A 21,589-nucleotide genomic window follows, 5' to 3' on the forward strand; every position below is an offset into this window, starting at 1 on the left:
AGTAGTAGACCGGAGGTGCGCCAGAGGTATTGACATCTCGGGCCCGCACGGATTGCGCCGGGAAGGTGTGACGGACCGGGGTAATGGATTGCAGGTGGGTCACCCAAGCAGTTCATAGCAGGGTCGGCCAAGCGGATCGCCCCAGGGGGGCGGCCGAGCGGACCGCAAGTCGGAGCAGTCGGGACGGCGGTCCGTTTACCCAAAAGACAGTTGGAAGAAACGGAGGTGTTCGCCGTGCCCCGTCGTGACGGGTTCCAGGCTCTTGTGAGACCTCCATGGGACACAAGCCAGGAGGTGGTCCATGGATTTGGAGAAAGAGTTGGAGCAGTTCCGGCAGGAGGCGCAGCGGCTGAAGGCTGGGCGGCGCAGTGGCTCATTGCCATTCCCCGAGGCGCTGCGCGGCTTCGCGGTGCGCTACACTGAGCACAGGCTTTCGGCGGGCGGGATGGACGTGGCCAAGAGCTTGAGCAGCCTGGCTCCAGCCTCTGTGTGCCTGACCCGATTCGGTGGACACCCGCGCTCAGTCAGAAGCGCGTAGAAGGGGTGTCCAATGTCGAGCGAGAAGAAGAGGCGAGAACGCCGGAACCATCCGCCAGAATTCAAGGCGGAGACGGTGCGCCTGGTGCGAGAGGGAGCCCGGAGCGTGGGCCAGCTGTCCGAGGAGTTGGGGCTCGCCGATAGCCTCATCCGGGGCTGGGTACGGCAGGCCGAGGTGGACGCAAGCAAGGGCTCCACAAGCGCGATGACAACAACGGAGAAGGAAGAGCTGGCGCGGCTGCGGCGGGAGGTGAAGGTCCTCCGAGTCGAGCGCGAAATCCTAAAAAGGGCGGCCACCTTCTTCGCCAAGGAGAGCACGTGAAGTTCGCGTTCATCTCCCAGCAGAAGGTGGCCTTCCCCATCGCGGTGCTGTGTCGGGTGATGGAGGTGTCCACGAGCGGCTACTACGCGAGCGTGGGGCGGCCCGTGTCTGCGCGGGCCCGACGTGACGTAGCACTCGGCGTCCATGTCGCCGCTGCCCACGAGGCCAGCAAGCGCCGCTACGGCAGCCCCCGAGTCCATGCCGAGCTTCGAGCCCAGGGCCAGATGGTAGGACGCAAACGGGTCGCGAGATTGATGCGAGAAAGGAACCTGGCGGCCAGGAAGCGTCGGCGCTTCCGGTCGACCACGGATTCGAAGCATGCGTTCCCCCTTGCTCCCAACGTCTTGGCCCGCGACTTCACCGCGAGCGCCCCCAACCATGCCTGGGTGACGGACATCACGTTCGTCTGGACGCAGGAGGGTTGGCTGTACCTCGCTGTCATTCTCGACCTCTTCTCGCGACGTGTCGTGGGCTGGGCCATGAGCGAGAACGTTGACCGACACCTGGCCCTCGCCGCGCTGGACATGGCGCTCGACCAGCGTCGGCCCACCGGCGAACTGCTCCACCACTCGGACCGCGGAAGCACCTACGCAAGCGAGGACTACCGCGCAGCGCTGGAGAAGCGCGGCATCCAGTGCAGCATGAGTCGCAAAGCAGACTGCTGGGACAATGCAGTCGCGGAGAGCTTCTTCTCGTCGCTGAAGTGGGAAGTGGAAGGTCTCGATGGCTGCGAGAGCCGCGACACCGCGCGTGTCCTCATCGCCGCGTACATCGACGGTTTCTACAACTTGCAGCGGCGCCACTCGACCCTCGGTTATTTCAGCCCAGTCGAGTTCGAATTGAAGTATTCCTTGAGGCCAGTAGCTTAGCGAAACCGTCCACCGAATCGGGTCAAGCCCACTCGCGCCGCAACGCGCGGAGGTGCGGCGCGTCGCGTGATCAGGATGGGCGCCACACCCGGCCCGTCAAATCAGACATGGCCAATAGGGCTCGTCAGCGTCACCACCCCGACACCGAAGAACTCCATCGCCCTCCAATCCCCCCGCACCACACTCCAGGCGGTCGTGTTCAACCAAGTGGTGTGTAGATGGCGAGCAGGGACAGACGGGACGAAGGAAAGGTTCTCTCCCCTTCGCCACTCCTCCCCAACTACACACCTATAGGGACACGTCCGCACAAATCAAGACAGGCCTACGCAATGATTTTCGAGCCAATTCGCCGTAGCAGCGAGGACAACCACACTAAGCCATAGCCAACGGGCGGTTTCTGCCCCGACCCGATCTGCCGCAACTCCTCCCAGTCGTCCGACAATTGCCCAACCGTGAAGCCGGTGGGCTCGTCGTAGACCGCGTACAGGCGATCCTCGGGAATGCTCCAGTAGAAGTCCTCGGTGAACTCGACTTCCAAATGTCCACTCCGCTCAAGATGGTCGAGCAAGAGGTTCGTCACGTGTCGAAGCTCGGAGACCTTGATCTTCACGGCGTTGCTCCTAGGTCACTAATGGCTTTTGCGAATGCGCGAATCTCATTCTCCAAGTGCCTGATGCGCCCATCAATGATCTTCTGGCGCACCTCAGCCGACGGAGCATTTTTCAAGAGACCTTGATTATCAATTTTATCTGGATTAGCGCGATAATCTGAGAGTTTCTTCTGATGCTCCGCCATTCTATCTCTGAGTGACTCGATGGACTTCCCTGGATTCGAACTCGTCTGCTGCCCTCCCGGCTTTGCGGCACTCTCTCTGGCGTCCCCACCACCACCGCTCCCGGCCTGATTCGCCATCTGCACGGCGTTGGCGGCGCCCACCATGTTCAGCGCTCCAAGTCCCAGGGCGATGGGGCTGGTCACTGCCACGGCACCGCCCACAACCGCCACCGTCGCACCCACAGGTGCTCCAACCACCGTCCCCGACACTGCGGTTCCAGCCCCTGCGGCGGCACTGCCACCGTAGAGCCCAATCGTCCCTCCAACCAACCGGACCCCACCCCACGCAAACTGCGCTCCTGCGTAGCCGACGTAGAAATCGCGTGTCTGCCCCTCGGGAGGAGAGGCCAGGCTCAGGAAGGGGACAGCTCCGCCAATCGCCCCCAGCAGCGCGCCCTTCACCGTCTCGAGAATGTCGGGCCGCGAGAGCAGAGTCCTCATGACAAAGTAACTGAACTCCGCGGACATGGTGAGCTCGCGTGGCAGCTTCGAGCCCATGTTCTCATAGCAGTCGGCGCCCTCCTCTGGCGTCGTGCACCAGCTCGATGGAGTGATGCCTCCCCCTCGAGGTGCCCCCGCGATGGCAGAGCCTCCATACCAACTGTCATAGATGATGACCGGCAGCTCATGGGGCACGAAACCCGACGGGTCCGTGTATCGCACCGGGTTGTTCAGCACATAGCTGTAACGGTTGAGCACCTGGCTCATCCGAGGCCCCGAGAACAGGGGGTCAGCGCTCAGGAAGCGACCCAGTCTCGGGTCATACATGCGCCCCCTCATGTTGATGAGGCCCACCTCCTCGTCATGCTCGTGTCCCGTGAACCCCTGACGCACCCGCGAGTTGCCGCGCGTCTGCGGGCTCCCCATCGAATGTGGATACCGCCTGCCGCCATAGGGCTCGTACTTCGACACTTCGACGGCCGCGCCCCCCTCATCCGTGAGCGTGTCGACCGAGCCCAGGTTGTCCTTGTGCAGGTAGAGCGTCTTCTGCGCGACCAACTGCCCCAGGGCGTTCGTCGTCCACGATACATGCGCGACAGCTCCATCCCCCCCCACCACGTTGAAGGCATGCAGCGCGACTCCCGCCGCCGTGCGCCGCATCTCGTAGAGGTCTCCCACATAGAAAGTCACATCCCCGGCCGAGGCGCGCTTCACCGTCCGCTTGTCCTGGGCGTTGTAGCGGAACGTCAGGTCTTGGGAGCCACTGGTGATGCGCGAGGGCAGGTTGAAGGGCGTGTATTCCACCGTCCGCCCGGGCGCGGTGAGTTGGTTGCCATTGGCGTCGTAGGTGTAAGCCCCCAACGAGGAGCGCGACACCGCGTGTGGCCCCGCGCCCCCCGTACCTTCGTAGAAATACGAGAGGCTCTCCCCGGACCCTTGGCGCACCGAACGTCCCAACAGGTTGCCCAGATCGTCGTAGTTGAAGTCCACAGCCGTGGAGCCGCAATTCTGGAAGGCCGTCCAGCTCTTGAGCCGGTCCAGCGCGTCGTAGGTGAAGTCCTCTGTCGTTGCCCCCACGCGGTCATGCCTGCCGCGCAGGTTTCCGTTCGTCTCGTACTCGTAGGCCAGGACTTGGCGCGCCTGGGCACCCGCCTTGGTCTCGATGAACAGCGGACGACCCCGGGTGTCATATCGGCGCTGGCTGACCACCCCGTTGCCGAAGACCTCCGACGTCAGTTGTCCCAGCCCGTTTCGCGATTGCGCCTGCCAGAAGGTCTGCGCGCTACCGGCACTCTTCACCGACTCCAGGACACCCCATCGCTTGTACTGGTAGTCCACCGAGAAGCGTTGCCCCCCAGCGGAGGGATAGGACAACCGCTGCAACTGGTTGTAATCGTCGAACGTCCGGGAAAGGGCGAAGACGCTGCCTTCCACACTCCACGTCTCTTCCACGGGGCGCACCAGCGCGTCGTACGTATAGACGACGCTGATGTCATCCAGGCTGGACCCCGGGTCGCCCTCTTGCGAGCTGCTCAGGAGGGCTCCCACCTTGCCCAGTGAGCTGGAGACGTCCCACGTGAAGCGGGACACGCCCGTCCGGTCCGTCCGCGTGACGACACGTCCCAACACATCCCGCGCATAGGTCGTCGTGTCGCCGTTGGCACGAGTCTCCTGCGTGACTTCGCCAAAGCCATTGTATTGAGTCAGCAGCGTCCCGGAGTTGGGTTCCTGGGTCTGGAGGACGCGCCCCAGCTTGTCATACGTGTAATGAGGCCCCTGCCCATACCCATTTGTCACGGAGGCCAGCAGCCCGAATGGGCCATAGGCGTAGGCCGACGCCAGACGCCGGGTCTCCAAGACGTCCTCGGTGCGCAGCAGGCGGCCCTGGGCATCAAACCAACTCTCCACCAAGTTGCCCTTCTCGTCCCATCTGGAGTGCTTGGTGCCTTCGTACTTCCAATCCTGATGAGTCCCGTCGGGCGAATCCATGCGCAGGCGGCGGCCTAGGTTGTCGTAGGTGAAGGTGGTTGCGACCCGCTCGAAGCCCGTCGGAGACGGAACCCATTGCTTCCACAGGCGTCCCAGGCCGTCATACTCGAGCGTCGTGGTGGCCAGCCCCCCGCCAAACTCCCTTCGACTGAAGCTTCTGGGCCTGCCCAGTCGGTCCGCCGTGGAGACCTCCTCTTGGTACCCGTCCGATGAGACCGAGGTGCGCCGCCGGACCGTGCTTGTCAGAGCACAGAGGGAGCTGTCCGCGCAGGCCGCATAGCTGAGCGTCGTGTCCGACAGTCCCGGAACGTCAATATTCCTCAGGCGGCCGAACCCGTCATACTGTTTGCGCGTGGTGAGCCCATTGGCGTCCACCTCCAACGCGAGCAGGCCCAGGCCTCCGTGGTAGGCGAGGCTCACCGAGTGCCCCAGCCCATTGGTCATCACCGACGGCCAGGTGCGGTCCACCGTGTCATAGGTGATGGAGGTGGTACGAGCCGGTAATCCCGCGGCGGTGCGGACAACCTGCCGAGCCAGTCCATCCGAGTCCCTCAAGTATGTCGTCGTCCTCGCCAGGCTCGGGTCGCCCGCTTCTACAGACTCACTGGCCAGCAACGCTGTCCCGGGCTGATACGTGAAGGACTGGCTCCTCGTCACGGAGGCACTGTTGACGGTGTTTGTCACCGTCTGGTGTAGCGTCAATCCCACGAGCCAGGTGGACGCGTCGTTGTGGAACACCTCGGTCCCCGTCGTCACCTCCGAACCCACGGCCTCGCGCCAGCTCGTGGCATTGCCGTAGGTCCAATCATATTCCCGCGTGCTCTCCATCCGCCGCAGCAGCCCAGCAGTTTCTGGCTCGGAGGCTTGACGGTCATGAACTTCTTCCGTCAACCCCACGGGAAGCATCGTGATGACCGTCCCCGAGCCAACGCCAGCTCGAATCCGGTGCTCATGCGTCACCTGCCGAGTCTGGACATGGAGCCGGTTGCCCGAGGTGATGCGGGCCACCTCCTTGAGTGGCTTGTCCGCATGGGGATAGGCGGTTCCCACCCGTGTCTGATTGTCGAACTCGGAGCGCAGCTCTGTTCCGGCCGCCACTTCACGCACGGTGACCGCGCCAAAGCCCAGCCAGCCACGGCCAATCAGGTCCGAGCGGCCGTCCTCATAGCTGTATTTCCTCACGCGCATGGGGTGGTCCCCCGCGTCGGAGATGTGCTCGGCCACCAGCCACATACCTTTGCGAAGGCAGTGCTGCGGCCACGTGCAGGTGGTGCCCGGCGTATAGACAGTGGAGTCCACCATCGGCTTGTAGGTGAACTGGACCTGCGCTCCCAGGGAGTCGCTGACGCGCGCCAGCAGCCCCGCCTTGGTTCCCTTGCGTTTGTAGAGGCGCAACGAGCCATCGACGACCTGAGCCAGGTCCATCAGGCCATCGCCATTGTAGTCCAGCACCTGAGAGAGCTTGTACCCTCGCGTCGATGCGACCTGTCCCACCGGGATGGGCAGCGGGCGCAGGGCGAAGCCCGTGCCTTGGGACTCGAGCACCACCAACCCCGTTCGCACGTCCCCCACGCGGTCCATCAACAACAAGTCCTGGCGCCCGTCATCGTTGTAGTCCAGCACGCGGATACCATTGTCCCGGGTGAAGCTCCCGAGCCCGCCTCCAGGCGGAAGCGCTACGGCTACGGGCTCGGCGAAACCGTTGCCCGTGTTCACGAGCACTTCCAACTCCGTGCCATCGGGCTTCGCGCGCAAGGCGTCAGGCAGGGAGTCGCCATTCAGGTCGGTGAAGAAGTACTGCTTCCCCGACACATCCGTCCGGACAAGGGTCGTCTCCTCCTTCGTGAAGGTCCCGTTGCGCAGCGTCACTGCCCAGTACTTCTCCCCCACCACTTCATAGCTGCCAGGAACTCCGGGTCTGTCCTGCATCTCGAGGATGAGCAGGCTGGACTTGCCGGTGCCTTCCAGGTCAACCACCATCTGCGCATTGTCGTTACGGACCGAGGTCACAATGGGCTGGAACGCCTGGAGCGCCCCCCCCACATTGAGCCGGTAGCCCAGTTGCCTGGAGCCATTCACCAGACTCTCGCGAACCAACTCCGGGTAGCCATCACCGTTGAGCTCGGCGTACCAGAAGTTCCCTCCGCGGCCGTCGTCTCCCGTTTCGGAGAACCAGTTATAGGAAGGAGAGGGGTGATTGGTTCGCTGGAAGTGTTTCAGCCTCCGGGAGGGACTGGTGACGCAGCTCTCGTACTCCTCGAGGCTGACGTCGATGCGACCATCCAGGTTGATGTCCACCCAACGTCCGTCTTGCCCTGCAGGGGCCTCCCAGCACGCGAGCGGGAGATTGCCCGTCTCCACCACGGTGAACTGCCCCGACGAGGACGACATGCGCAGGGTCCACTTGTAGCGTCCCACATCGTCATACGCCGTGCGGTAGAGGAGGTCGTCGCGGCCATCGCCGTCCACGTCCACGGGGTTGAGAACCCAGAAGCGGCCGTTGAATGTGGAGCCCTGCGTCAGGTCCGTCAGGCCTGTATTTACCTCCTCGAATCCGGGGTCATTCTGGGTGTAGTCGAACGTCAGGGGGCGCGTACAGGCCCCAGCACCGTCACAATCTTGGAAGGTCCGCAGCAGGCTGAGGTTGCTCAGGGAATCCTGTGCGTAGGTGAAGCGATAGGCGCGTACGAGCCCCACCGCAGCGGGGTTCGGCGCACTCACACGAATCTCGCGCACCCGTCGCGACATCTTCAACGACAGGCCCGAGACATAGATGGACATCGTATCGGGCCGAACATCCCCTCCGTAGTCGAAGTCGACAAAGCGAGTGGCCGCCATCCCCGCTCCGACGGAAGAGGCGGTATAGGCGATGCGGTCCAGCGTCTGCTCATACCCAACGCCAGCGGCATCACCATGGACGGTGTAGTGGTAGGTGATGGAGTTTCCGCTGCGGTCCTCTACCTTCGCCAGAGACCAGGCAAAACGGCTGTCCTGCCCCTCAACGGTGGTGGAAACGCCCTCGCCCCAGGTTGGGCGGACGCTGACGCGCCGGCCAGCGAGCGTCGAGCTATGCAGCAGGCCATACGTCAAGATGAGGCCACCCTTCTGGTAAACCTTGAACTGGAGTGGGCCCTGCGCGTCAGTGGAGAGCGACACCACCTTCGTGAAGCTCTCCTCCTCGGTGCGATACTCCGTATCAGAGGCCCCATAGGCGCCTTGGATGGACACCAGGCGCTGACCATCCAGACAGAAGGCGTCCGAGTTCGTGAAGGTGATGGGCGAGGCGTCCCCATCCTGGGCCAGGGTCTTGGCGCAGCGGACGACTCGAGAGCTCACAGACAGGCTCCACCCTCGCCCGAGAGGGCCGTTGGAGCCGCTGCTGAGATAGCCCAGTGACAACTCAGGCTGGACGCCCGCACGGCCCGTCGGCAGCCACAGGGGTAGCGTATAGGTGGCGGAGCCGTCTGGGCTCACCCCGGACTGTCCGGTCACTCGCTCCGCCACGAAGCCGTCCGCACCAACTTGTGTTGGCACGAGGGTATCGCTGGGTGGTTCCACCAACTGTCCCTTGTTGCTGCCCAGGGATTCCTGATGGTCCCACGTCGCTACATCTGAAGGGCCGCAGGACCCAGTGACCATTGCCACAAACCATGCGGAGAGTAGAAGTCGCTTCATTTGACGGCCTCGACCATCGCCACGAGTCTTCATCGAGAGAACAAGCCGGACGACGAGTCCTGGCTCCTCCGGGTATCCAAATCGCCTTCGCACACGCCGGCTTTGCAGAAGGTGCCTGTCGGGCACGGTCCACAGATGATGCTGCCGCCGCAACCATTGGTCGTGGAGCCACACTCCAGTTCCGCCAGACCACACGCCTGCAGCTTGGTCATCGGCGCGCAACCACAGACATTGGATGCGCCCCCACCACCGCACGAGTTGGTACCCGTGCAAGTTCCACAACTGTATGTGTCACCACAACCGGCGGGAACGGAGCCACAGTTCTTGCCATTGCAGGCGGTCACCTTGGGCACCGGAGTACACCCACAGACATTCGGCGTTCCCCCGCCGCCGCAAGACTGCGGACTGGCACAAGAACCACAGTCATGGAAGCCCCCGCACCCATTGGACACCTGGCCGCAGTTCTTTCCCGCGCAGGCAGCCACCTTCGACGTCGGCGTGCAGCCACAGACGTTCGGTGTCCCACTGCCGCCGCAAGACTTCGGGCTGTCGCAGGTTCCGCAATCGAGGGTATTGCCACAACCATTGGAGACCAGGCCGCAGTCCTTGCCGTTACAGGCGGTCGTCTGGGTCAGAGGCGTGCATCCACAAACACCGGGCGTGCCACCCCCACCGCAGGAGTTATAACCAGCGCACGTGCCACAGGAATAGCTGTCCCCGCATCCATCTGAGGCAGAGCCACAGTTCTTACCAGCACAGGCCTCGCTCACGGTTACGGGAATACACCCGTTGGTCGTGCCACAAACGTTGGGGAGGCCACCGGCGCCACAAGACTGCCCCGCAGGACAGCCACCGCACTCGAGCATCCCACCACAGCCATTCGGCACGGAGCCGCAGTTCATCCCCAACTGCGCGCAGGTCCAGGGCTGACACTGACAGGTGAGGGGGTCCGAGCGACAGATGCCACCCTCGTCGAATGCGCCGTCACAGTCATCGTCCAGGCCATTGCACTGCTCCGGGGGGGCGATGCACTGGCTGGACCACTGGCCTCCGGCGCAATTCTTCGTTGACCCCGGACACACGCCATTGGGGCCGACACAGGTCGTCGTGAGCGTGTCCGCTCCCTGGCCCTGGGCGTTGTCAACGATGCCGTCCCTGTTGTCGTCGCATCCATTGCATGTTTCAGCCGATGCCGTCACGCGGGTACAGGGCGCCAGGGAGCCGTCCGTGCCGCACTGCCGATAAGCCTCGGCGCCACACTGATTTCCGCAGGTCAGCTTCTTGTCGGTGGGGATGACGCAGGTCCAACCGCCCGCCACACAAGTCATCGTCCCGGAGCAACCGTTACTCAGCGGATCACACGCACCTGCGGTAAGTCCCTCATCAACGAGACCGTCACCGTCGTCGTCGCAGTTGTTGCAAACTTCCACGCCATATGCCGTACAGGAGCCCGAGATAAGATCCCCTTCGGTGTCGCACGTGATGAAGCCGGAGCGGCCACAGACCGAACAAGACTGCGTTGAGACAGGGGAGTATGAACAGTCACTCCAATACTCGTCACACGTCTGGGTGCCGACGCATGCGCCCCTGTTACATGCCTGGGTGCCGCCTTGGGGAAAGCATGCGGCCTGGACCTCGTGCGCCCCCAGCGAACACAACAACACGAGTCCCATCACCCACGAGGGGAGGAGACGACAAAAGAAATACCTCATTTTGAGCCATACCCCCTCAGCGAACCGCTCTGCCGAAACAAGATGATGCAAATCCTGGTCATTTTTATTGCGCCTCGAAGAATCCCGCCAGGACCCGTCTCTTCCGGTGACGAAAACGGAGGGAGATGGCTGACGCGGCAGACAGGCTCATTTGAATTCAGACAATCAGGAATTTCCCACAAGCCCTCGGTGAGTCTCGGCCCAAAGCGTTCGTTCAATGAGATGGCGTGACGGCGTCCACCGGAAAGGGTCCGGCCGCCACGAGAGCCCCCTGCCCCGTTCTAGCCCGAGCGAGCCCCGCAGGAAATCATGGCGAGACATCATGGACAGACAGGGGAGCCTGAGGCTCCGTCCTCAGTTGGTGCAATCGGCTGGACCTTGGGTGACATCCGATGGGCCTCTGGCCTCGCCTTTGTGACCATGACGTACCGAATCAGTGAGCGTCTTCGTGGTTGTGAAGTACATGGCGGAACTCATGCATCTGACATGCCGCGGGGTTTCGGACCGCCTGAAGATTGAGAGAATGCCGTCTCTAGCCACTACGGAGAGGCAGGCCGTGAAGAAGAGTCGGTTCAGCGAAGAGCAGATGGTCGCCATTCTGCGAGAGCCGAAGCGGCCGTCCCCACGAAGAAGCACGGGGGAGCGAACCTAGGGTCTACGTGTGGCACAAGCGCTTCGGAGGCATGGACGCCACCGACACGACGAGGCTGAAGCAAGGGACTTGGATATCGAGGTACCGAAGTAGACGGTGAGCGCCACCGCGCAAGGCAGCAGGTGGATGATGCCCGTGCATGGGACTGTCCACCCGTCGAGAATGCTGGCTGCTGCGGGTGGCGCGCTCGGCACTGGGGTATGTGTCGCAGAAGGCACAGCGGGAGGAGCCTGTCGTGGAGCGAATGCGCGAACTCGCCCTTCAGTTCCCGAGGTACGGCTAACGTCGCATCTGCATCTTCTTGGGGCGAGACGGTCACTACATGTGTCCAGACAGAGCGTATCGGCTCTGGCGGAAGGCGGGCCTGCAAGTGCCGCGCAAACGGCCCGGGCGGCGAGCGGCGGCCAGCCGCCCGCGTCCGCTGCCGACCACGGGGCCCAACCAAGTGTGGGCCTACGACTTCGTCTCCGACCGCCGCGCCAACATGTAGCAGCTCAAATTCCTCATTGTGGTGGACGAGTGGACACGCGAGTGCCTCGCCATCGACGTCGCGGGCGCCATCCGCTCCGAGCGGATGGTTGAGGTGCTGTCGAAGCTGGCGAGCCAGAGAGGGGCGCCCCGGCACATGCTCAGTGACAACGTTCCGGAGTTCGTGGCCTCGGCCATCCTGCGAAGGCCCGCATCGAGCTGGCGCACATAGCTCCAGGCAAGCCCTCGCAGAAGGGCACCGACGAGAGCTTCAACGGACGCTTTCGCGACGAGTGCCTCAACATGGAATGGTTTCTCTCCAGGTTAGAGGCGGAGGTTGTCATCGAGGCGTGGCGACAGCACTACAACCACGTCTGCCCCCACTCGAGCCTCGGCCGCCACATCCCTGGAATTTCGACGGTAGTGCGAAGCAGTGGTGCCCGACTCATACCGGTCAGCACCTCTCTCGTAGTCGGTGGTCCGAAGGATTCATGTAGGTCAGCCCGGGCAAGCCGCATCCAAGATCCTGGACTACCGTCCATGTTCGCGTACGCCCACTGAACGCAACCTTCGCGCTCTGCAAACCCCGGCCCGAGCAGTCTCCCGTCATGACGCAAGCGCTCAGGAACCGCCTACTCCTCCTCCGCCCGTCGCGCCGCCGCGCCCCTCCACGCGCGTCAACAGGCCGGCGAGGCCCTCGAAGCTGGCGTTGCCCACCTGGTGCAGCCCGAAGCCCCAGAGGAACGCCGTCATGCCCGCGCCGAAGCCACCCCACGTCGGTGAGAAGACGTTGAGGAGTTGCAGGCCCAGCACCACCGCCACGCCCGTGAGCAACGCCAGCAACGCCAGCTCCACCACCCACAGGTGACGCGGCGACGGCAACGGCACACCCTCCAGTGCACTGAAGCCACCCGCCGAGTCCGCGTCCTCGCTCGGAGGAGCCTCTGGCAGCGTCGGCAGGCTGCCACCCGTGGGCGCGCTGGCGGCGGGCACCTCCGGCGCGGTGGGCGCGGAGAAGCTCAGCGCCTCCCTCCCCGTGGGAACTCCCAGCCTGCCACTCATGCTGGTGCTCTGTGGACTCGGGTAGGCCTGGAGCGCCATCGCCGCCTTGTCCACCTTGTAGTCCGCGTCCTGCAATGTCTCCGGCTTCAACGCGAGCTGCGCCTCGTTCAGCAGCGAGTCGATGTGTCCCAGCTCATGCAGCTCGGAGTCAGAAGTAGCCGCACTGCGTTTGCTCGTCACCTCCGCGCGCAGCGCTTCGATTCGCTTGCGCACCTGTCCCGTCTGCGCATGGTGGAGGAGGTCTCTCGCCTCGCGGTACTTCGCCGCGGCATCGTGCGGAGACTCCGCCCCCAGCGCCAGCATCGCCTCGCGCAGCTTCGCCTCCGCGCTGTCCAGCTCCACCTTCTGCGCGTCGCTGGCCGTGCTCCTCGCCTCCGCCAACGCCTCGCGCAGCTCCTGCAACAGCCGGAGCACGTAGTGCGCATACGCGCCCTGGTACAGCCGGAAGCCCTCGTCCACGCTGACGTCCGCGCGCGCTCGCGCCTGCTTCAGCCTGTCCTTCACCTCCGCGGTCAACTCCCGCCACTCCTCCTGCGTGAAGCCCCGGGGATTGCGCGGCGAGGCCACCGCCAGCGACAGCTCCCCGCAGAGGACGTCGAAGTAGGAACGCCGGGCCCGCTCGAACCGCAGCCGCGCCGTCGCCAGGTCGCCCTCGTCCAGGGACGCACGCACCTCCTGGAGCAGCGGCAACAGCTCATACATCAGCCGGAAGCCCAGGCTGTCGTCTTCCCCCAGCTTCTGCGCCAGCGTGCGCGCCTGCGTCTCCAGCTCCGCCAGCTTCGCCTTCAGCCCCGCTCGCGCCAGTTCCTCCACGTTCTGCTGGCGCAGCACCTTGAGCTGCTCCTCCAGACGCTCCGTCGGCACATTGCCCAGGCGCAGCGACGTCTCCGCCTCGTCCAGCAGATTGCTCGCCTGCGCCGGCCTCAGCTCTCTCGGAAGCGCGTTCAGTTCGCGCGTGCCCGCGCACCACGCCTCGTACAGCCGCAGCTCCGGCTCCACTCGCGCCAGCTCCGCCTCCGCCACCCGGCCGCCTCGCAGCGGTCCGCGAATCCTCGAGACGATGGCGTCGATGCGCGCGCGCACCTCCAGCCCCACTCGCCGCGTCTCCGCGTCCTGGCCGTTGAGCAGCTCCGCCGCCTTCTGCCTCAGCGCCTGCGCTCGATGGAGCTGCTGCGCCCGGGGCCGGATGTTCTGCGTGTACAGCCGCACCCCATACGAAGACACCGCGCCCGCCGCGATGAGCAGCGCGCCCCACAGCCAGGGCGTCCTCACCCAGACGGTGAAGGGCTGCTCCACCGCCACGCCTTGCGGCACCGCCATCCGCACCGTCCCCGTGTACTCGCCCGGCCCGTCCAGCCCGCGCAGATGCAACAGCAGCGTGCCACTGCCATTCGCTGACACCTGCACCGTGGAGTCCGCCGCCGACAGGTCCAGGTCCTTGCCGTCCTTCCCGCCGCCCTCCAGGAAGAAGTGGGAACCTCCGAAGTGCGGCTGCACCAACGTCGCCCCCAGGTCCGGCGCCTTGTGCTGGAGCTGGAGCAGCCGGGGCGCGGCCACCATCCCCGTCACGCCCGCCGTCTCCTTGAAGGGCAGCCGCACCGTCGCTTCCACCGTGCCCAGCCCCCAGCCCGACGCCGCCACCGCTGGCGACGTCGCGATGAACTGCACCGCCGGCACCGCCTGCGTCCGCGTGACGACGAGCGCCGTCGTCTCACGCCCGCTCGCGTGCACCAGCACCAGCTGCCCCGTGTAGTCCCCCGCCGCCGGCAGCTTCCCGGACACCTCCAGGTACAGCGGCGCCCTCGATGAAATGGACGGCGACGTGCCCGCATCCCCGGCGCCCGCGGCCTCGCGCACGACGGCCGTCAGCGTCACCTGGGAGCCATCGCTCGCCTGGAGCGGATCCACCAGCACCGTCACTCCGCCGGGCAGCGCCTCCTCCACGCCCGCGTCACCCGGTGGCGGCGACAAGAGGTCCACGCGCAGCACCGTGCGGAAGTCCTCCGACGTCGTGCGCAGCTTCACCTCGTTGTTGGCCGTGGCCCCGGCCACGCGCAGCCGCGTCTGCGCCAACGCGACGCTCGACGACGCGGAGAGCACCACGAGCAACCCCAGGCGGAAGAGACCCCGGGCACGGCGGCAACGGGCATCGAGGACGAACATCCGCCGACGATAACAGGCGCGTCCCCCGCCTCCAGTTCACTCCCAGCCCAGCAGCGCCTTCACCTCCCGGGACAGGCTCCGGCGGATGGTGTCCGTGGGGATGCCCTCGTTGTGTCCCGTGGCGGACGGCATCCGCGGCCCCCCGCTGTGATGCAGCGCGGCCAGACGCAGGTCCTGGGTGAAACACGGCGCGCCGGAGGACCCGGGGCTCGTGGACGTCCGATAGGACACACGGGTGCGCGACGCGTTGACGGCCAGGAACTCGTCCAGCGCCACGCTCATCGGCTGCCCCTCCGGGTGCTGGACGATGAGCGCCAGGCTGCCCAGGACGATGGGCACCTCCACCTCGGGCAGCTCCAGCCAGCCCCGGGGCTCGTCCTCCACCGGCTCCTCGCCCGGCGCTCCCTCCACCTGGAGGAAGGCGTAGTCCAGCTCGTCCACCGTCGCCTCGCGAGGCCTGGGGTGCATCAGGTCCGCGGGGCTGTACGAGCTGCGCGCGATGCAACGCTTCACCGCGTACCGCGTCCCCGACTGGAGCAGCGTCCGGTCCGGCAACACCTTGTGGTCGAAGCGCACGCGCAGCGACTCCAGCAGCCGGTTCTCGATGACATGGAAGTTGGTGAGCACCACGTTGCGCGACACCAAAAACCCCGTCCCCAGGGACGCACCCAGCACCGGCTCCACCCGACAGACGCGCCGCTCAATCGCGGCGAGCCTCCGGCGCCACCCGTCCGCGCCACCGTCCTCCGCCCAGGAGCCGACGATGCGCTCCAGGCTGCGACGCGGAATGCTCCGCTGCACCGAGGCGAGGTAGCCCTGCATGAAGCGATGCAGCCGCGCGTGCCGAGGATGGGCGCCGTGCATGCCCGTCACCAGCTCCCGCGTCCACCCTTCCGATTCCGCGCGCTGGATGAGGCCCGTCGCCCGCTCCCTCGGGCCGCCCGTTGGAACGAGCACTTCCAAATCCCGGTGGCACACCGAGGCCACCACCCGGCGAAGGTCCTCCACCGAGGGAAACGCCCCCAGCATCGCCAACAGCAACTCGTCTCGTTCCGCGCCGTCGAGCTCCATGGTGTCACCCGTGAAGAACCGCTGACGAAGCCTTCTCCGGCCTGCCGACGCTGCCGTGAATCTTCCGTATTCTCCGAGCGGATGCCCAGGGGGTAGCCGCGCTTCTGCCCTGACGTGCTGGTTCCAGAAGCCCGTGAGCAGACACTCCTTACCGGGCCGTCCGCGATACGGCCCCGGTCCGAAGTCCGCGAAGACCCCGCCTCAGCGCACCGCCCACGTAGCGGGAGGTACGTAGGAGACGACGTCCGGCCGAGCAAGCACCCGCAGCGACGAGGCACCCGCCTGGAGCGTCCCCGCCAGCGTGGGGATGACACGGAAGCGAGCCTGGAAGGTCTCCCCTTGTCCTCGGGCAGGCAGCTTCAGCGTCACCGCGCCGTCCTCCGAGGTCCACGACGAGACACTCCCCGACGCCACCAGCGCGTCCAGGCTGGCGGAGTCCACCTGCACGCCCGCCGGTAGCCCGTGCCTCAATTCCAGCACCAGGCCCGAAGGCGTGGAGGCCTGCACCGTCACCTCCACGGGCTGCCCGACTCGCGCCTCCCGGGGCGAGTCCACGGCCAGCTCCAGTCCACCCTGCGACTCCTGCTTCCACGGCACGGCGGCGGACAGCGCCAGCGCGAAGCCCAGGCCCGGCACCGCGGGCTCCGCGCGCACCGTCCAGGCATGCGCACCCGCCGAGCCCGTCGCCAGGGCCTCCAGCGCCAGCACCTCGCGCAGCGCCTTCGCGTCGTACGTGCCCTCGGCCACGGGCTTGCCATCGCGCTCCAGCACCACGCGCACGCTCGCGGGCAGCGGCTCCTTGAAGAGCGACACCACGGCCTTGAGCGCCAGCCGGTTCGTCCGGCCACTGCCCCACCCACGCGCCGGCCCGTAGCTCGCGAGCAGCGACGCGCCCAGGTCCGCCAGCGGCGCCTTGTCGTCGCCCTCCAGGCCCAGCACCGCCAGCGCGGTGGCCTCCGCCTCCGAGGGCACCTCGCCATCGGCCGCCACCACGCCCGCATCCACCGGCAGGTACGCGGCGCCGTCCTCGCGCGTCTTCAGTGCATCACGCACCTGCGCCCGCAGCGAGTCCCGCAGCGCGCCCGTCACGATGCCGCTCGCCAGCAGCGACGCCGCCGTGTAGCCGTCCTTCACGTGCGCCCGGTTGCGCTCCAGCGCGCCCGACGCCAGCGCCGTGAAGCGCGCCGCGCGCCGCTGGCCCACCGGCGTCCCGGACGCCGCCACCACCGCGCGCGTACAGTCCGCCGTCGCCACCAGCAGTCGCTGCAACGTCCAACCGTCGCCACCCTGGCACGTGCCATCCGGACGCTGCGCCGCGGCCACCCAGCCCGCGAGCCGCTCGCCCAGTCGCGCCAGCACCGGGTTGTCCGGGTGGAGCAGCGTGCCCTCCACCAGCAGCGTCGCCGACACCACGTCCGGCGTGCGCCCCAGCCGCAGCGCGCGCTGCGTCGCCTGCGCCACGAGGACGCGCACCCCTTCCGCGTCCACCAGTCCCCCCGCCGACTCCGGCGGTGACGCCACGCGCCCGCCCTTCGGCGACAGGGCCGCCTTCAGCACCTGGGCCGCCTGGGGCTCGCCCAGCGCTGTCAGCAACTCCGGCGCGCGCCCGGCCAGCATCAGCGCATACGCCACGTCGTCCGAGCCACCGCGAGCCCCCGCCGACGTCAGCTCCGAGCGCAGCACGCCGAGCCCGCCGGGATACACCTGGAGCCGCACGCGCTCACTGCCCACCTGCGCGTCCGCGGCGCCCGTGAGCGTCAACGTGCGAGGCGCGGCCAGCGTGCCACTCCACGTCTGGACCACGGGCCTGCCGGTGGGCCACACGTCCAGGGGCTTCTCCACGCTGTCCGCGTCTCCCAGCGCCGCGCGCACCGCGATGGGCCCGGGGCCGGAGACGCGCACCGTCACGTACTCCACCACGCTGCCTCGCGCCGGCACGCGCACCGTGCGCGCGGCGCCATCCACCGTCGCCCCCGTGGCCTCCACCTTCAGCGACGTCTCCACCACGGCATCCGTCGTGTTCACCACCTGCACCGGCACGCGCACGGAGTCGCCCGCGCGCAGGAAGGGCGGCAGCACCGGGTCCACGTACGTGGGCAGCGTGCCCGCGAAGCTCGTCACCGCGCCGGCCTGGGCGCCAGAGCGCGAGTGCGCCAGCGCCAGCACGCGCCAGCGGGTGAGCCGGTCCGGCACGCGCACCGGCAGCGTCGCGCTACCAGACTCGTCCGTCACCACCAGCGGCTCGAAGAGGAACGTCTCCGGGAACCACGCGCGGCTGGGCGCTCCCACGGATTGCGGCTTCTGCTCCCCACCGCCGCCCTTGGGGCGGCGCGCGTCCCCCTCGTCCGCCTTCTGGGCGATAGCGCCGAAGCCGTCCTCTTCCGGCGCGGCCCCTCCCACAGGGGGCGCCATCACAGGCGCCGCGGCCATCTCCGCCTCGGCGGAGCCCCTGAGGAGCAAGTCCGCCGACCGGTCCATCATCGCCTGGCCCGGGGGCTCGAAGTGCCCCGACAGCGCGGACGAGGACGCTCCAAAAAGCCTCCGGAAGTTGTCCCCGAACAAGGTCACCAGGAGCACGAACCCCACGACGACACACACCGCCCCGACGACGATTTTGCGAATCACGGCGCCTCCCGGGCGACCCACGCGTTCCAGTTCTCCACGTCCTCTGGCAGTCGCGTCCCACGCGACACCACCGCGCGCGGGTCCGTCAGCTCCAGCAGCTCCCTGGGCAGCCTCGACAACCGCAGCCGCTGGCCGAAGGCGTCCTTCACCTTCTCGCCCCGCTGCTCACAGGACGCCAGCGCCTGGGTCCACAGCTTCGCGAGCCCCGCCGGGTTCAGCGTCTCACCCTCGGGCGCCTTCTCCTCCCAGTCACGCACCTTCGCGTGCAGCTCCGAGAGCACCGCGTAGAAGGGCTCGGTCAGCTCCGCCTCCGGGTCGAAGGCACCGCGCGCGCTCGCGCTCGCTCGCACCTCTGTCTCCTGGAGCGTCGGCACCGTGCTCACGCGCAACAGCGCCGCGGCGGCCGCGTTGGAGCCCCGGATGCGTCCCTGCGCCAGCGCCACGCCATCCAGCACTCCGAAGGCGGGCTCCGACACCGATGGCGCGGGCCTCACGCTCGCCAGCGCGTCACCCCCGGGCAGCGGCACCAACTGGCTCAACGTCTCGTCCACGCCGAAGAGGCCCACCGCCGCGGGCCCGTCCTTCCCATCCACGCGCGTGCGCACCTGGAGCCGCGCCAGGTCGCCGGGCGCATAGGCCGGCTTCTCCGACGACACCTCCACGGAGAGCTGCGCGCGCGGCGCCACGTACACCCGCGCCAGGGCCCCCGCCCACGAGGTCTCCGCCCAGCCCTCGAAGTCCGCGGGCAGCCGGAAGCGCGCCGTGGTGGAGCCCTTCTCCAGCTTCGTCACCAGCTCCTGCTTGCCCGCAGACAGCCGCAGCTCCGTGGGCAGCGAGCCCTGGAAGTCGGGGCCGCGCATCAGGTCGATGCGCACCTCCTCGCCGGCCTTCGCCAGCACCGGCGTGGCGCGCAGGCGCAAGGGCGGCAGCGTCGCCGGGCGCAACACCCACTTCGTGTCCCCCACCAGCTTGCCGTCCACCTTCGCCGCCACCTTCAACTCGTAGCCCAGGAAGGTGGTCGCCTGAGCGGGCCCACCACCTCGAGAGCCGTCCACTCCCGGATGCGCCGTGAGGAAGAGGACGCCCATCGCCTCACCTTCCTCGCTCTCCTCCACGGCCTTCCAGCGCGCGAAGCGCTCCTGGATGCAGGCCACCGTCGCCGCGCCGGGTCCGCCCTGGACCCACGGCAGCGCGGACCAGGACAGCGACACCTCCCGCTTCGCCCCCAGTCGCCACGTCAGCGCCACGGGCAGGTAGCTGCTCGTCGCCAGCCCCGCCGGCAGACAGGTGCGCGCATCTTTCGCGGCCGACTCCAGCGCGCCCATCAGCGGCGCGGCGGTGCCGAAGGCGGACTCCACCCGCGTCTCCAGCCGAGGCAGTCCCCAGTCCCGCACCACCAGCGACAGCGACAACACCCGTTCCTGTCCCGGGGGCAGCGTGCGCGCGCGGATGACCTGGGCCAGACACGTCGACAGCGCGTCTTTGGTGCCCACCACGTCCGTCACCGCGCCGCCCGCGCCCACCCGCACGCCCAGCTCCATCAGGCGCTGGCCGTCGTTCGGCTCGACGAAGCGCGAACACGGGAAGAACGACGACACCCAACCCTCCACCGCGAGCCGCTCCTTCAGCGTCGGTCCGCTGCCCGCTTCCATCAGGTTCTTCAACTGCGCCAGCCGCACCGGAGGCGGCGGTGGAAGCCGGCGCACCGGCAGGGGCGGCACCACCACGTTGACCGGTGGGCCCGGGTCCAGTTGGAAGGCCGCCACGCCGTCCTCATCCGTCACGCCGCGCACGCCCTCGTCGCGAGCATCCCACGCGCGCGTCACCGTCAGCTCCGCCCCCGGCAGCACCCGCCCGTCCGGCGTGGTGGCGCGCAGGTACACGCGGTTGCTGAAGCCATCCACCAGCCCGTCCTCCAGCTCCGTCACCGAGGAGATGGCGAGCGCGTCCTCGGAGAGCAGCAGCGCAGCGCCGCTCACCACCCGGTCTCCAGCGGCGTCCTTCGCCGACACGCGCGCGGACAGCGTCACCTGGCCCCGCAAGTCATCGGGCACGCGCGGCAGCGCCACTCGGAAGCGCCCCGACGCATCCGTGCGGGCATTGGGAGGCAGTCCTCCCGAGTTCCATTCCGGAGGCGGCGGCCACTCCCCGGAGACGTTCCATCCAAGCTCCACCTCCGCGTCCGTCACCGGAGCGCCCGACGCGTACACCACCTGGCCTTCCAGCTCCGGCGTCTCCCCCGCGCGCCAGTAGGGCCGGGGGCTGGACGCCTCCACTCGGAAGCGCGGCAGCGTGAAGGGCTTCACCTGGAAGGTCGCCTGGGCCTGGGTGCTCCCGCTGCGCCACTCCAGCGTCCACTCACCGACGGGCGCGCCCCGGTCCAACGGGAAGCTGCCGGCCACGACGCCCCACGGTCCCGCGGGCGCCCGCTCCTCCAACACCGTCTCTCCCGTCGCGTCCTTCAGGAACCACGTCCCGGGCCGCCCATCCAGCGGAGACAGGTCCTTCGCGCGCAGCACCACGGCGCGGAAGCGCACCTCGTTGCCGGGCTCGTACAGCGGCCGGTCCGTCAGCACGTGCGCCACCGCCGGCGCGTAGAGGGGCAGCGCCGCCTCCACCGTGTCAGTGCCCAGCGGCGTGGTGAGCCGCGCGAGCAGCTTGTAGTCACCGTCCGGCACTTCGGGCAGCTTCACCTGGGCCGTCAGCGAGTCGTCGGGCGAGCGCGTCCACGGGAAGTCCTTCTCGGCCTCCAGGGCCGTCTGCTTCCCCTCGGCATCCACCAGGAACAGCTCCGGCGTGCCCCGCCGCACCCGCGCGCTCATCAATTGGCCGCGTGCGTCAGGCGCATGGGCGTCCGCCCAGACGACCACGCTCCCAGCAAGCCCGCGCCCCAGCCCATGGGCATCCACGCCCACCGTCTGGCGGAACTGCCCGTCCGGACACTCGGGCACCTTCACCCCGCGAAACACCCAGGCGGTCAGGCACACGTCCCACGCCGCGAAGGCCCAGACGCCCACCAGCAGCAAGGCCGCCAGCCCACCCCGCTTCGCCCCACGGCGGAAACGCTCTGTCATGCATCCTCCCCGAAGCCGCACTCTATGTCGGGATGCCCCCTGACTGCCGAGCCCCCTTCTTCGCGCGACCGCCGCCGGTGCGATAGCGTGCCGCG

General features: G+C 67.3%; 8 protein-coding genes and 1 pseudogene. 3 read left to right on the top strand and 6 right to left on the bottom strand.

The window, feature by feature from the left end; all coding sequences use genetic code 11:
• Nucleotides 1-301 precede the first annotated feature (301 nt).
• Together G4D83_RS04170 and G4D83_RS04175 are read left to right on the top strand one after the other, a co-directional pair.
• Nucleotides 302-538, top strand: coding sequence for a hypothetical protein (locus G4D83_RS04170; protein ID WP_163863056.1), 237 nt, complete (start codon nt 302-304; stop codon nt 536-538).
• 12 nt (nt 539-550) lie between these two features.
• Nucleotides 551-1,728 (top strand): IS3 family transposase gene (locus G4D83_RS04175; RefSeq protein WP_163863058.1). Its coding sequence is split into 2 segments (ribosomal slippage): nt 551-827 and nt 827-1,728, totalling 1,179 coding nucleotides; the frame shifts between segments, so codons are not numbered across the junction.
• A 322-nt stretch (nt 1,729-2,050) separates the two neighbouring features.
• Here the strand turns inward: G4D83_RS04175 and G4D83_RS04180 are convergent.
• Nucleotides 2,051-2,338 (bottom strand): hypothetical protein, encoded by a 288-nt coding sequence (locus G4D83_RS04180; protein WP_163863060.1) that lies wholly within the window; start codon nt 2,336-2,338, stop codon nt 2,051-2,053.
• Nucleotides 2,335-8,700: an RHS repeat-associated core domain-containing protein gene (locus tag G4D83_RS04185; RefSeq protein ID WP_338041903.1), complete on the bottom strand. Its 6,366-nt coding sequence runs from the start codon at nt 8,698-8,700 to the stop codon at nt 2,335-2,337. Before G4D83_RS04185 ends, G4D83_RS04180 begins: the two co-directional genes overlap by 4 nt.
• A gap of 2,235 nt (nt 8,701-10,935) precedes the next feature.
• Here G4D83_RS04185 and G4D83_RS47170 point away from each other — a divergent pair.
• Nucleotides 10,936-11,907: pseudogene (locus tag G4D83_RS47170) on the top strand (IS3 family transposase); the annotation flags it as partial.
• A 213-nt stretch (nt 11,908-12,120) separates the two neighbouring features.
• Here the strand turns inward: G4D83_RS47170 and G4D83_RS04195 are convergent.
• The 4 genes from G4D83_RS04195 to G4D83_RS04210 all read right to left on the bottom strand — a co-directional run bounded on the left by G4D83_RS04195 (nt 12,121) and on the right by G4D83_RS04210 (nt 21,494).
• On the bottom strand, nt 12,121-14,724 hold the full coding sequence (locus tag G4D83_RS04195; protein WP_163863063.1) for a coiled-coil domain-containing protein: 2,604 nt from the start codon (nt 14,722-14,724) through the stop codon (nt 12,121-12,123).
• A gap of 36 nt (nt 14,725-14,760) precedes the next feature.
• Complete coding sequence (locus tag G4D83_RS04200) at nt 14,761-15,795, bottom strand: trypsin-like peptidase domain-containing protein (protein ID WP_163863065.1); 1,035 nt, start codon at nt 15,793-15,795, stop codon at nt 14,761-14,763.
• A 201-nt stretch (nt 15,796-15,996) separates the two neighbouring features.
• The gene (locus G4D83_RS04205) at nt 15,997-18,420 is read right to left on the bottom strand and encodes an alpha-2-macroglobulin family protein (protein ID WP_163863067.1); all 2,424 of its coding nucleotides are present in this window, start codon (nt 18,418-18,420) and stop codon (nt 15,997-15,999) included.
• Nucleotides 18,417-21,494, bottom strand: a complete 3,078-nt coding sequence (locus G4D83_RS04210; protein WP_205522565.1) for an MG2 domain-containing protein — start codon at nt 21,492-21,494, stop codon at nt 18,417-18,419. Before G4D83_RS04210 ends, G4D83_RS04205 begins: the two co-directional genes overlap by 4 nt.
• Between the last annotated feature and the right edge of the window lie 95 nt (nt 21,495-21,589).

The sequence above is a fragment of the Myxococcus eversor genome, from assembly GCF_010894455.1.
In the GTDB taxonomy this organism is placed as follows: domain Bacteria; phylum Myxococcota; class Myxococcia; order Myxococcales; family Myxococcaceae; genus Myxococcus; species Myxococcus eversor.